The following is a 14,074-nucleotide window of genomic DNA, read 5'->3' as shown; positions in this document are numbered from 1 at the left end:
CCCCAAGGCGAGGGTGAAACGCTTATGACGCTGTGCGAGTTGTGCAAATACCGGCAACAGCGGAGGAACGGTAACGGGACGAGAAAGCCCTACTCGAACGCGAAGCCCTTTTCCCTGAATAACGTCAGGCAGGCGTCCACGACGTCCGCGTCGTAGCGCTCACCCCGGAAACGGGTGATTTCCTCGAGTGCGGAGGTCACGCCGAGGCCCGGGCGGTACGGGCGGAAGGAGATCATCGCCTCGACGACATCGGCGACGGCGATAATGCGGGCTTCGAGCAGGATATCCTTGCCGTCGATGCCATACGGATACCCCTTGCCGTTCATGCGTTCATGATGCTGCAGGACGGCACCTGCAATGGGCCACGGGAACGCAATCGCTTTTAGGATTTCGTACCCGGTTTCGGCATGCTGCTTGATCAGGCCGAACTCGATGTCATTGAGCTTTCCCGGTTTGCTGAGAATCTCGGCTGGCGTGCGGATTTTCCCGATGTCATGAACGACACCGGCAAGGTAGAGCCCTTCGGTCTGATCCTCGGGCAGATCCAGTTCACCCGCGATCAGCGTCGCCAGGCGCGCAACGCGCCGCTGATGCCCGGCGGTGTATGGATCGCGCATTTCGATCGTTGCGGCGATGGCGGCGATGAAATCAAGCAGGCTGGCGCGCTGCTTTTTCTCGCTCTCGCGCAATTCGAAGGTCCGCTGTTCAACGAGTTCCTCAAGGTGATTGCGCAGGCGGTCGACTTCGAGGTGAGTGCGCACCCGGGCAAGCAGTTCGTTACGCTGATACGGCTTGGTGACGAAATCGACAGCCCCCAACTCGAAGCCCTGCACTTTCTCATCGGTATCCATCACCGCGCTGACGAAGATCACCGGGACGTCGCGCGTGTTGGGATGCGCCTTCAATTGCCGACAGACCTCGAAGCCGTCCATTTCCGGCATGCGGATATCGAGCAACGCGAGTTCAGGCGGGTTCGCGATCGCCGAGCGCAACGCAAGCTCGCCGTTGATCGCGGAGCGGACTTCGTACCCCTCTTCCTTGAGAATGTCGGTCAGCAACTTGAGCGTTGCCGGGGTATCGTCAACGGCGAGAATCCTTCCTTTGGCTTCCATGGCACCCTCGATCAGGTCTTGTTCAGCGCGTCCAGTATGGTCGGATAGTCAAAGCGATCGGCAAGCCGTTTGAGCAATTTCTCCAGTTGCTGATCGTAGGTCCCCACCTTGCCGATGGCAACCGAAATCCGTTCGGCATCCAGGCTTTCCAGAGCGCCAGCGAGCTCACTCCGCAACGCTTGCGGCAGCGGCGACAGCGCATCCGGCTGCAACCTAACCGGCCGCTCGTCGGGCAAATTCCTCTCGCGGATGAAGCGGGCCTGCAAGTGGCGTTCAAGGCAGTCGTAGATTTCTTCGAAACGGAAAGGCTTGCGCACGAAGTCATCCATCCCCGCTTCGAGCATCTCCGCCCGCTGCTCCTGGAAGGCCGAGGCAGTAACGGCCACAATCTTTACCTCCTGTCCGCCCGGGAGGCGGCGAATCCGTCGGGCCGCTTCCAGACCGTCCATAGCCGGCATCTTGCGGTCCATCCAGATCAGATGCGGGCTCCACTTTTGGAAAAGATCGACACCTTCCTCGCCGTTCGCCGCCACCTTGACCTCGAAGCCGATCGAATCCATCAGTTTGGCCAACAGCAACTGGTTTTCGATCTGGTCCTCGACAATCAGTACCCGGTACGGCGGCTGCCCCGGAACCAAACCGATGATGCGTCCTTGAGGTTCGGAATCGATGCGGACGACTTCCGTCTCCGCCGCCTCGGTCAACGGCAGATCGACGCGGAACAGAGAGCCTTGGCCCGGCGTGCTCTTGAGCGAGATCTGGCCGCCCATCATTTCCACAAACTGCCGCGTAATCGTCAGGCCAAGCCCGGTTCCCTTGTTGTCGCGCTGTTCGCCGAGCTGCGCAAACGGCTCGAAGATGAACTGTTGGTCCCCCTCGGCAATGCCCGGGCCGGAATCCTCGACTTCGATGACCAGGTGCGCCGCATGGTTCTGTTTGGTCCCGAGCCGGACGGTGACCCCACCCTGTTCGGTGAACTTGACGCCGTTGCCCACCAGGTTGATCAGTACCTGACGCAACCGGGCCTCGTCACCGACGATGTAGCGTGGAAACTCCGATGTTTGATCGACGAGCAGCCGCAGCCCCTTTTCGCGTGCCCGGATTTCCATCATGTCGGTCACGTCACGTACCATTCCCCCGAGGTCGAATGGCGCGTTCTCCAACTGCACGCGGCCGGCCTCGATCTTGGCCATTTCGAGAACGTCATTGATCAGGCTCAGCAGGTGCTCGCCGCTGCGATTAATGATGTCGACATACTGAACGGCGCTTTGCGGCAATTGGGCATCATGTCGCAGCATCCCCGAAAAACCCAGGATGGCGTTCAATGGCGTGCGCAACTCATGGCTCATGTTGGCAAGGAACACGCTCTTCGCCTTGTTTGCCGTCTCAGCGGCATCCCGCGCGAGCAGAAGCTCCGTAGTGCGCTGCAGCACCATGCCCTCGAGCTCATCCCGGTAACGTACCCGCTCCTCTTCGAGCTGCTTGCGATCGGTAACGTCGCGCGCCAGCGCCAGGTTGTAGCCCTGTCCTTCGTATTCGAAATAGGTGCTGGTGATTTCCATCGGAATCTGCCGGCCATCCTTGGTCAGCAGTTTGCGCTCGAACGTAATCAACCGGCGTTCGCGCAGTTCATCCCAGTGGTTGTTCCATCGTTCCATTGGGAACTCGGGATCGACGTCCTGCACACCCAACCCGGCAAGTTCGGACGGGGAGTAACCGAGCACCCGCCCACACTGCTCGTTCACAAACACAAAACGCCCATCGGCGCCGACAATGAAGGCCGCTTCGCGTACGTTGTGCAAGGCAAAGCTTGTCAATGCCGCCGTTTGCTCGGCACGCGCTCGCTCGGTACGCGCGCGCAGGACAATGATCCCGAACGACAGATCCGAGGCAAGCTCGCCCAACAGCCGTATCTCGTCCGGCGTAAAGGCTTCCGACTCCTCCGCGTAGATGGTCAATACCCCGAACGTGGCGCCGCTCTCGTCCTTTAGCGGCAGCCCGACCCCTGACGCATACCCACGGTCAAGCGCCGCACGCCGCCACCGTTCATTCCCCGGGCCAGCCCCAAAATCCTGCACACATGCGCATTCGCCACGCCGTGCCGCGAGGCCGCTCGGGCTTTGCCCGTCCGCATCATCGTTCCATCCGATCGCCGCTTGCCCGAGAAAACCGGACTCCGCGCCAGCCCACGCCACTGGCCGGATGAGGCGGTCCTCGCCGGAATCGAGATAACCGACCCAGGCCATGCGATACCCGGCTTGCTCGCAAACCACACGGCAGACATCCTCGAGAAGGCTCCGCTCGTCTCCGGCGCGCATGAGAAGCTGATGGCAACTGCTGACGGCGAGCAGCTCCCGATTCAGACGACGCAGCTTGATTTCGTCGTGCTTGCGCTGGGTAATGTCAGTAACGAAACCCTCGATCAGGACCGGTCTCCCCGAATCATCACGCACCAGCCGCGCGCTTACCGACGCCCAGATTTCCGCTCCGTCACGGCAACGCAGGCGGACCTCGTGACCGTTCACCCCATCGCTTTCCTGCAGGAGCGCGACGAAACGCTGACGTTCATCGGCGGCCATGTACACGTTGCCGGCGATGTCTCCGGCGCGGGTGATCAACTCATCGGTCGAGGCGTAGCCGAGAATCCTGGCCAACGCCGGGTTGGCCTTGAGGAAACGCCCTTGCAGCGTGCTCTGGAACATCCCTTCCAACACATTCTCGAAAATGCTGCGGTATTTGCCTTCCGCGTCTTTCACGGCGGCAATCTGCTCCTCTACCGTGTCCGCCAGTTGGCGCAAGGCGCGTCCGAAAGGCTGGAATTCTCGATACGGAAGCACCTCCGGGGACACTCCGTAATCCGCGTTTGCGAAGCGCGTCGCGATCTCGTTGAGCGCACGCAGCGGTTTCCTTAGCGCACCGCGCACGTAAACGAAGGTCACCAGGAGAACGGCAGCCAAGATGGCGCCAATGATGATCACCGAGGATAAAAGCACGCGTTGGTTGGCGGCCGTGTAAGGTTTGGCGCTCAGTGCCAGAGACACTTCGCCTACGGTACGTTCGCCTTCCGGCAGCGAGTGCATGACGGCTGCCGAGCGCTGCGCCACGCCACTCTCATTTGCCCGCACCATTTCGTACACCGTGTCGCCGGTTTCGTTCCGCACTACAAGTTGCGCCACGGATTCCTCGTGGGAGATCGCCTCGCCGATCGTCCTCACGCCTTCGTAGTCGACGTTCCAGAGCGGCAACTGGAGCGAGGCCACCAGGTAGGAAAGCGTTTCGTCTGCGCGGTTTTCCAGGTGGCGTTGTGCCGCGTCCCCCAGCACGCTTGACATGGCGGCGACCGCGATGAGCGAAACGATAATGACGGTGACAGCGATCCCGGCAACCAGACGTGCCGTCAAGGAGCGCATCGCCGTATGTGGGGAGAAATTCATGATCGATTCGAATCACCGGTATACCCCGGTTGTTCGCTCTCGCCCATTCCAAACGTTGTAAACATTCCAAACGCGCCGTTGGCGGAGTTCCGTCGACTGACTCGCTTCCACCGTTGCTCTACCTTGCGTCCAAGGTCGCAATTCCCGGCTTCTCGTACGCGTCGAGTTGACGTCCGCCAGCGCCCCATTTCACCCCTCTTGCCGACGATCGACGACGCCGGTTTTCAGGCATCTTCGGGGCATGGACGACCAAGTTCGGCGCGTTCGCCAGCGCCACCACCCGTCTTTGGTCCACCAGCTCCATCCGGTACGTCCTCGATCGCCCGGTGTTCACCCACGTCCTTCAGCGCCCTCAGTATAGCCGGGTAGTCGAACCCTTCCGCAAACCCCTTGAGGATGAGCGCTAAAGGCGGATCGTAACGGGCAACACCTTCAATCGACCGCTCGATACGACGGCTGTCCAAGCTTTCCAAGGCGTTCATCAAGTCGGTTCTGAGTCTGTCCGGCACGCTCGCGAACGCCGTCGGCGCAAGTTGCGTCTCCTGAAGCACGGGTTGGGCATGATCACCGTAACGATAGCGGACACCCAGTTGTCTTGCCATGCAGTCGTAGATCTCGCCGAAGCGATACGGTTTACGCACGAAGTCGTCCATTCCGGCGTCGAACATCGCCTGCTGTTCCTCCTTGAACGCCGAAGCGGTCACCGCAACGATTTTCACCTTGTCGCCACCCGGCAGCCTGCGGAGGTGACGCGCCGCTTCTTCGCCATCCATTACCGGCATCCGGCGATCCATCCAGATGAGATCGGGCCGCCATTCTTCGAAAACGCGGAGGCACTCCTCGCCGTTCTCCACCTCACGGACGTCCATCCCCACCGCCGTCATTAGGCGATTGAGCAGAACGCGGTTTTCGCGCTGGTCCTCGACGATCAACACGCGGTAACAGGGCTGCCCAGGCGCCAACCCGACGATTTCGGCCGCTGACTCTTTGTCCTGTCGGGCAACGTTCGCCGCGCCCGCCAATTCCACCGGAAGCTCGACACGAAACAAGGCACCCTGCCCTTCGGCGCTGTCGACCGAAATGCTGCCTCCCATCAGTTCGACGAACTGCCGCGTAATCGCCAGCCCAAGGCCCGTGCCAGGCTGCTCCCCGCCTTCGATCTGGACGAACGGTTTGAACAGCCGCCGCTGGTCTTCTGGCCGGATGCCGGGCCCCGTGTCTTCGATCTCGATCACTAAGTGCAAGTGGTCGTTCTCGCGCGTCCCCAGGCGCATGGTGACGGCGCCGTGTTCGGTAAACTTCACCGCATTGCCAACAAGATTGACGAGTATCTGTCGCAGACGCGCTTCATCGCCGCGGATGAAGCGCGGGAAATCCGACGCCATGTCGAGCAATAGCTGCAAGCCCTTTTGCCGGGCGCGCAACTGCATCATGTCGTACACGTCACGCACCAGATGACCGAGGTCGAGCGGTACAGCCTCGAGCTGCAGCTTACCGGCTTCGATCTTGGCGATTTCGAGCACGTCGTTGATCAGCGCAAGCAGGTGTTCGCCGCTGCGATTGATAATTTCAAGGTTCTCGCGTTGCCCCTCGGAAAGCTCCGCATCCCGGCGCATGAGACTGGAGAAACCGAGGATGGCGTTCAGCGGTGTCCGCAGTTCGTGGCTCATGTTGGCGAGAAAAACGCTCTTTGCTTTGTTCGCCGCCTCCGCAGCATCGCGGGCAAGGCGCAGTTCGGCCGTGCGCCTGTGCACGGTTTCCTCGAGCTCGTCCTTGTACCGCCGCATCGCTTCTTCACCCTGGGCTCGCTCCGTGATATCGGCAAGTGCAAGCAGCACGCGGGATAGCGCACTTTCGTGCCCAAGGCAAACCGCCATGTGGACCGTCACATGGCGTCTTTCCCCGGCCAGCGTATTGACGATACCGTCTTTCACGCTGCGCGTTTTTCCGCTCCACAACGTGAGGAGTTGTTCGCGGAACGTCTCGAGCGACTCCGTCGTGAACGCGCCGGCCAACCCGGCATACAACGTTGCCTTGCTCTCCGCGCCGAGCAGAGCGAGGGTAGCCTCGTTGGTGTCCACCACCCGGGCCAGTTCGGTGCACCGGTGAACCGCTTCGGGGTGTTGCTCAAAGTAAGCATCGAGATCGACAACGCCGCGCTCACGCAACTCGTCGAACCACTCGCCGACCGCGGAAAAATCGACCACCCACAGCGAGACTGGCGAACTCTCGAACATGACCCGCCATTGCTCCTCGGCACGGCGCCGCCTGCGCAGCTCTCGATAAAGCGTCGTCATCCAGACCGCCGCAATGAAGCAAATAAAGACGAGCACACCGATTACCATGGCTTGCGTGCGCGTAGCCATTTGTTCCTTGGTCAGAAAAACGACCTCCTTCGGTTCCCATTGGCTGACGATGCGCGCGTACGTCCCGTCGCGTCGAATCTGATCGAGGCCGCGGTTAATCGCCGCCAGCAACTCCGCATTCCCTTCCTTGACGGCGATCGCCGAGTCGGAGAAAGCCACCGGTTCCCCCGACACCTTGACGCCGCTGATGTGGTTGCGCGCCAGCACATAAGCGCCGATCCGGTAATCGACGACAACGGCGTCCAGTTCTTCCGTCGCCAGCCGGCGGAAGCCGTCGAGGAAATCGGGAATGATCGTGAGGAGAATCGCCGCGTCATCCTGCAGCACGTGCTGCGGCAGACCGCCCTTCTCCACTCCGACCCGCAATCCGCGCAGGCTGGTCGCATCCGTAATGTCGCCGCGGCTGCTGCGCGTAAAGATGGAGAACCTGGACTGCAGCAAAGGGGACGAGAAATCGAAGAGCTTGTCGCGTTCTTTCGTGTAGTTGATCTGCATGAGCGCATCGGCTTCTCCCCTGGCCACTCGCTCTTGGGCGGTTGACCAGTCCATGCAGACGATTTCGATCGGCCGTCCGATCGTCGGCTCAAGCGCCCGCACGAGATCCACGACGAGTCCGCTCGGTTTGCCGTCCTCGAGATAAATGACGGGAGCGAGGTTCTTGTTGCCGAGGAAGAGCAGCGGCTTCTCCTCCGCGGTGACGGAAATGACCGGTAAGAAAACAACGAAGATCAGTAGTAGCCAAGGGAAAATGCCCGAAATGGGGGGTTCCCGAAAGCCAGCATAACCCATTCGGCATAACCAAACGGGCCGGCCTGTTTTGTGGTGGCTGTTCTCTTTTGTCATACGCCCCCTCTCGCGATTCCCGCTACGGATTTCGCCGTTACGATCAGCGCTGCAATCAGACCGCCAAGCGTTCTGGTGTCATTGCTCCATTTATCATAGACGACTGATCCGAGAATCATGAGTCATCTGCGGTTGGCGAGCTGAGATTGGGGCAACACGGACAGCAATGTAGCTGAGCAGAGTACATTGCCGACCGACAATAGATATGCCCATAGGTTATTCTCCGGGCATTATCACGAACCACCTGCTTTCACAGGAGCGACAGAGGTCTGAGATCTCTCAGACGAGGTCGACGCCGCACAAGGACAACACCGAGCGGATGCCCAGGCTCAGGTGTTTGTCGCGATGGACGACGGCCTGGAACTGGCGTTGGAGATTGAGAAAAGGCGTATCGACCAGCGCCAGCCAGCCGGCTGCGCAGGCATCGCGCAATTCGAGCCAGGGCAGGCAGCCGAGCCCGAGGCCGGCGCGCACGAACTGGCGGATGGCTTCCGGCTGTTCGAGTTCAAAGGCGATGCGCACCGGTAGTGTCGCGTTGGCAAGCGCACGGTCGAAAACTTCCCGGGTGCCGGAGCCCCGTTCGCGCAGTATCCACGATACGCCGACGAGATCGTCCTGCGTCGCGACTTTCCCCGCGAGGCGATGCTCGGGCGGTACGAAAACGGAGAGCCGGTCGTGCCGCCAGAAGAAGCGCTGCAAGCGTTCATCCTGGACCGGCCCTTCGACGAAGCCGATATCGATGCGGTAGGCCAGCAGATCGGCCACCACCTGTTCGGTGTTGCGCAGCGAAACGTCGAAACGGCTACTCGGGTAACGCTCCTGCAACTGCGCAAGAAGTCCCGGCAACAAATGGTTGCCGATCGTCAAACTCGCGCCAAGCCGTAGATCGAATGCCGCCGTGGAAGAACTCGCGGCGGTTTCGATTTCACGCACGCTATCGAGGACCTGAAGGGCCTTTGGCAAGAGCTGCCGACCCGCTTCATTCAATACAAGCTGCCGGCCGACCCGGTCGAACAGAGGAGACCCGAGCTGCCGCTCGAGATCGCTGAGCGCCATGCTCGCCGCTGACTGGGTCATCGCGACACCTTCGGCTGCCCGCGTCACCTGCCCATAGGTTGCTATGGCGGCAAAAATTTCCAATTGGCGAAGGGTCACTTTCATCAGTTTTGCTTATTTATACGATCTAAATTATCTGTTTTACGGATTGTAGTAGAGAGGACTAACCTGCGCACCGTTCGCATGGCTTACTGAAAAAGAAAAGTGACGCCCACCAAAACCTTTCTCCCCGGCCTTCTCCCCGTAATGGCCATTTGCGGCCTCGCCTTTGGCATCGGCCAGCTCGACGCAGCGAAGCATTACGGTATCGGCCCCCTGACGTTGGCTATCCTGATCGGCGCTCTACTTGGCAACTCGCTGCCCACGCTTAGTGGTGACCGGTTCCGCGGCGGACTCGCGCTCGCTCAGCGGCGCTTCCTGCGCACCGGCGTCGCTTTGTACGGCTTCAACCTCAGCGTGCAACAGATTCTTCAGGTTGGCAGCACCGGTATCCTGATCGACGTTTTGGTCGTGACGACCACCTTGGGCCTCGGCTGGATCATCGGTCGCCGCATTCTGAAGCTTGATGCGGAGACGGTGTTGCTGGCCTCCGCCGGCAGCGCCATTTGCGGCGCGGCCGCCGTCGTCGCCACCGTGCCCATGCTCCGCCTCGACGAAAAAACGGTAGCCGAGAAGAGCGCCATCGCGGTGGCGACCGTCGTGTGTTTCGGCACCTTGGCGATGCTCATTTACCCCTTGATTTACGGTTGGTTGGGTCCGGACCGTTTCGATTTCGGCATCTACGTCGGTTCGACGGTGCATGAGGTCGCGCAGGTCGTCGCCATCGGCAGCGCACTGGGGGACGACGTGGCGAGCAGCGCGGTCATCGCCAAAATGATCCGCGTGATGCTGCTTGTCCCCTTTCTGCTCATCGTCGGGGCTATACGAGCCAAGCGAACGACCGGACGGCACGAGGCTCTGCCGATCCCCTGGTTCGCCGTCGGGTTCGTCGCCATTGCCGGCGTCAATTCGCTGGGGATTGTGCCGACCCCGATCGTCGACACGTTGCGCACCACCGGCATGCTCCTGCTGACGGCCGCGATGGCCGCCCTCGGCATCGATACCAACGTCGGTCGCCTGGGCAAGGCCGGCATTCGGCCGCTGCTGCTCGGCGGCGTGCTGTTCGCCCACCTCGTCATCGTCGGCGGTCTCTTCAGCTGGCTCGCCGCCCAATTCGCGGCCTAGTTCGCTTCCGCCCGATCGCCGGCGGTCAGCGGGAAGCGGTATCGCTGCGCTCGTAGATGCGGCGGAACACACGGTTCGTCAGCCCGTGGCGTGCCAGGAGAAACATCGCCGCGTTCCAGGTCTGCCCGGGCATCCCCTCGGGTTCTCCCGTCAAACCGTGGAACCACTCATTGAACTGCCAGCCGTTCACGGCCGCCGCTTTCGCCAAGCCGAGCAGAACCGACTCCGCTTCTCCCGTACGACCGCTCGAGGACAGCGCCAACGCCCAGAACCCGCCTACGAACGGCCAGATACCGCCATTGTGATAGCGATGTTCGAGGTTCTGCCGGTGACGCCCCATGTAAGTTCGCCAGAACGGGTCCTCACGGCCGATCGGCGTACAGGTGACGCGTACCGGAAAAGCCGCACCGTCCTGGTTCTTGGCGATATGCCCGAGAATGCGGCGACTGCGGTGGTCGTCGGCCAGGCCGAAGAGCACGGCGAGCAGGTTACCGAAGACGTCGCCCTCGTCGCCGCGGGAGCCGAGGTTGACGAAGCTCAGATACATGTCGCGATTCGCGATGCCGGCGCGCGCATAGTGCATGAGCAGGCGCAGGCGTTTGTACTCGGCGTAATGGTTCCCGGTCGGGTGAAACAGGTGATTGAAGTGCTGCCTCGTCTCTGGGGCATGTGACAGGCGATACAGCCCTTTGACGTAGTACCAGAGCGCATTCGTATACAACACGAAGCCCGAGCGCGGCATGATGTCGGCCCAGTCGCTGGCTTCGTTCTGCTGCAACAGGTAAATCTGCTGATGCTCTTGGCAGGAAAGCCAAGCCAGCGCCCGCTCGACGTTCGACTGCAGGCGCACCGGCAAATCGGGAACGCGCATCTTCACATGCGCTAGCGCGATCAACCACCACAGCGTCGCGTCGATGCAGCCGAGGTACCAGAAATCGGCGCCCGCCGCCTCCACGTACTTGGGAATCTGACCATTCGGCGCCTGCTGCGCGGCAAGCGAAATCAGGCTGCGTTCGGCGCCGGCAAGGAGTTCCTCGTCGCCGCAATGCGCCGCGGCAATCGCGCAGATCGCCGCGTCGCGCCCGAAGACGCGATCATACCCGCGCGCGCGGGCGCCTGTTCCCGGTGTCGCGGCCAGAAACCCTTGCGCACCAAGGTTGCAGCGCATGAGCGCGGTCGCTTTTTCAGCGCAGATTTCGATGGTTTTCAGCGCATCGTTTCCGCCTGCTGTCGGCATGCGTACAACACCGTCGCGGTTGGACGCCGGCTTGTCGTTCATTGGAGTTCCCCACCGGCCAAAAAAAGGTTTAAGATCGCGCCCAACGTCGTTCAGGGGCTCGGACCGGGTTCCAATTTACTTGCGACGAAATGCACACACAAGCCGCAAAAGCGGGGCCATAATGGCCGCCAGTTTCTTCCCGGGCCGCGTTCCAGCGATGATCCCCGGGCAACGCGGGCCGAATCGGCCGGCGTCTTAGCAAGACAGAGGGCCAGGGAGGGCTCCGGAATCGGGGAAAGGCGGGCAGAGGCCTTTCCCCGATTTTTATTTTCTGAGCGTTCTGAGTGCCGACTCCGACCTGGACCGTTCCGTTTCGTTCCCGGGGTGGCTTCTCCAGTGCAGGGCGAGTCACTCGCCCGGCTCAATCGTCCCCGTACCGGTCGTTTCGTTTCCTTTGCGGCCACCAGCGGTCGAGCAGCGCCGCCGCCCAATCGCGCCCGCCCAGCCCGAAAGCCAGTGCCAGGGCGAGCACGATACCGGCGAGGATAATCAGGAAACTCTGGCGGATGATGTCGCCGCCGATCCCGAGTTGGTCGAGCGCAATCAGTGCCACGAAGAGCAGCACCGCGTAGCGCGCCAAGCGACCGAGCACCGGCGCCTCGTCGAAACCGACGTTGCGCCCGTACAGCGTGACCGTTCCGTCGATGAAGAGCGCGAAGTACGCACCGAAAGCCAGAATCACAACGGCAAGGATCACACGCGGCACGAAGAGCGCAATCTTCGACAGAAGGTCCGTAACGTAGGTCAGGCCGAGCGTGTTGCAGGCGAGGATGAGCGCGGCGACGATCACCAGCCAATAGACGAGCATTCCGATCACCGCCGTTGTATCGGCCCCCGTTCCACCCATCTGCAGGAAGGAGTCGATACGCGCCCGTTCGGTCAGAATATGGAAGTTGATCGAGCGCAAGCCTTTGACCACCGTGAAGCGTACCGCTTTGGCCAATAGCCAGCCGGCGATAGCGATGACGATCGCCAGCAGGACATTGGGCAGGAAAGCGGCAACCGCGGCGAGAAAGGTACGCAGCGTTTCCAGCGTCATGTCGATCGGTACCATTTGATTCTCCTTGTGACCGAACCGGCGTCAGCGGCTGCCGGCGGGGCTGGATAGGATCTCCAAGATGGCCAGCACCGGGTATTGCACCCAGTCCGGCCGGTGGGATAGCTCATAGCGCAGTTCGTACAGTGCCTTCTCGAGCAGGAAGAGTCTGAGCAGCCGTAACGCCTCCGACCACTCGCCATATAGCCGGGGCGCGCCATTCGCCACGGTCTCCGCGTAACTTTCGACGAAAGCCTTCTCCACCTGCTCCTGCCACGCGCCGGTCTGCTTGGCGAGTTCGGCGGATTCCTTGAGCTGTTCGCTTGCGGCTCGCGCCAGCACCGTGCGCGCCGCATAGTCGAACGAACGCAGCATGCCGGCGACGTCGCGCAACGGCGAGTTCTTCTGCTGACGTTGGGCCACGGTACGTAGCGGCTCGCCCTCGAAGTCGATGATGAAGAAGTCGTTTTGCGCGACGAGCACCTGCCCCAGATGATAATCGCCGTGTACGCGCGTTTTCAGGCCGGAGAAGCTCGCCGGTGCGGCACTGCCGATCTCCATCAGCAGTTGAGAGCGCTTGGCAAGCAACGCCTCCGCGCCGGCCCTGGCCGCCGGCGGCAACGTGGGCATCGCCCGTTCGAGCTGTTCAATCGTCGCCGCGGCTTCGCTGTTCGCGGTCGTCGTCCAGGAAGAGATATCGGTTGCCGTCACCGGTTCCGGGTCGAACGCGGCATTGCCGGTACGCATCGCCAGCGCGAGATGCAGTTCGGCCGTCCGACGCCCCAAGGTATGGATCAACGTCAGGTAGGCGCCGTGACTGTCCGGCGCTTCAGGCGGCGCAGGCGTGGTCGTGGCGTTGATCTGCTCGAGGAAGCGTTCCAGGTAACCGAGGGTGTAGCCCCACCCGTCGCCCTGATTCTTGACGTAGGCTTGCAGCAAGGCCAGCGTCGTCGGCGAACCGCCACCCGGCGCCTCTGCGTCGGGTATGTATTCGATGGCGCCCGCCACCGGCACGCAGTTCGGGAAATGCGCCACGTCGGTCAGGAAGCGCCCGATTTCGAGTTCGGACGATACTCCGCTCTGTAGCCGGCGATAAATCTTCAGGAAAAGCTTGTCGCCAAGCAGGCTGATGCTATTGCTGCTCTGCGCCGCCGGCGGCCGCACGGTGAGCGATTGCAACGACTCGTTGCCCGCGATACCGGCGTAAGCGCCGGTCGGCGTGCACCGGATGGCTCCGTGCGCGCAACGGAATTCGTGACCGGCGCCGATGGCCTCGACCAAGGCACGCACGAAGGCTTCGTCGGCGAAGGCGTCACCAAGTACTCCGATCTGCGCTTGTTGGCGAACCTTGGCGACCGTTACGGCCTGCATCGCGCGCATTCGTTCTTCTTCGGTCTCCCAGACCAGCGTCAATGGCAGGAAATAGTTGCCGACGCGGGCCGCGGGCCCCGTTCCGGTATCGACACGGAACAGCGCCAGGAACCAGACAGCGCCGCGCGTATCCTTCCATTCGAAGTGATCGGAAAGCGCGACGCGACGCACAGCATCCTCCTGCGCCCCGTACCAGCGCTGGCGAACGATGAAGCGCGGCAGGGTTTCCGTTTCGAGTTGCGCGCGTAACTTCTCGGCCAGCGCGATACGCCAGGGCACGACGCGGTCACGGAAGATGCTGTGCCAGCCGTCGAAGAAAACGAGCACCGGCGCTTCCTCGGCGGCCAGCCGGT

The 14,074-nt window shown here is 61.7% G+C and carries 8 protein-coding genes; 1 reads left to right on the top strand and 7 read right to left on the bottom strand.

Annotated features, from left to right (window positions below):
- Positions 1 to 89 precede the first annotated feature (89 nt).
- The 4 genes from NZ453_RS09835 to NZ453_RS09820 all read right to left on the bottom strand — a co-directional run bounded on the left by NZ453_RS09835 (position 90) and on the right by NZ453_RS09820 (position 8,916).
- Positions 90 to 1,112: an HD domain-containing phosphohydrolase gene (locus tag NZ453_RS09835; protein ID WP_263770374.1), complete on the bottom strand. Its 1,023-nt coding sequence runs from the start codon at positions 1,110 to 1,112 to the stop codon at positions 90 to 92.
- 11 nt (positions 1,113 to 1,123) lie between these two features.
- Complete coding sequence (locus NZ453_RS09830) at positions 1,124 to 4,546, bottom strand: PAS domain S-box protein (RefSeq protein WP_263770373.1); 3,423 nt, start codon at positions 4,544 to 4,546, stop codon at positions 1,124 to 1,126.
- 224 nt (positions 4,547 to 4,770) lie between these two features.
- On the bottom strand, positions 4,771 to 7,701 hold the full coding sequence (locus tag NZ453_RS09825; protein ID WP_263770372.1) for an ATP-binding protein: 2,931 nt from the start codon (positions 7,699 to 7,701) through the stop codon (positions 4,771 to 4,773).
- Positions 7,702 to 8,034: 333 nt separating this feature from the next.
- On the bottom strand, positions 8,035 to 8,916 hold the full coding sequence (locus NZ453_RS09820; protein ID WP_263770371.1) for a LysR substrate-binding domain-containing protein: 882 nt from the start codon (positions 8,914 to 8,916) through the stop codon (positions 8,035 to 8,037).
- 99 nt (positions 8,917 to 9,015) lie between these two features.
- Between NZ453_RS09820 and NZ453_RS09815 the strand changes: the two genes are divergently transcribed.
- Complete coding sequence (locus NZ453_RS09815) at positions 9,016 to 10,035, top strand: YeiH family protein (protein WP_263770370.1); 1,020 nt, start codon at positions 9,016 to 9,018, stop codon at positions 10,033 to 10,035.
- Positions 10,036 to 10,060: 25 nt separating this feature from the next.
- Here the strand turns inward: NZ453_RS09815 and NZ453_RS09810 are convergent, their stop codons facing one another.
- The 3 genes from NZ453_RS09810 to NZ453_RS22190 form a co-directional block, all read right to left on the bottom strand.
- A complete protein-coding gene (locus NZ453_RS09810) occupies positions 10,061 to 11,314 on the bottom strand; it encodes a glycoside hydrolase 100 family protein (RefSeq protein WP_263770369.1) in 1,254 nt (417 codons plus the stop codon).
- Between the two features lie 361 nt (positions 11,315 to 11,675).
- Complete coding sequence (locus NZ453_RS09805; protein ID WP_263770368.1) at positions 11,676 to 12,368, bottom strand: mechanosensitive ion channel family protein; 693 nt, start codon at positions 12,366 to 12,368, stop codon at positions 11,676 to 11,678.
- A 27-nt stretch (positions 12,369 to 12,395) separates the two neighbouring features.
- Entirely contained in the window at positions 12,396 to 14,000 is a 1,605-nt protein-coding gene (locus tag NZ453_RS22190; RefSeq protein WP_420851624.1) for a putative maltokinase, read from the bottom strand.
- Positions 14,001 to 14,074 lie beyond the last annotated feature (74 nt).

The organism is Propionivibrio soli, from assembly GCF_025770765.1.
Taxonomy (GTDB): domain Bacteria; phylum Pseudomonadota; class Gammaproteobacteria; order Burkholderiales; family Rhodocyclaceae; genus Propionivibrio; species Propionivibrio soli.
Note: the sequence above shows the minus strand (reverse complement) of the source record. Positions and strands in the feature narration are given on the sequence as shown.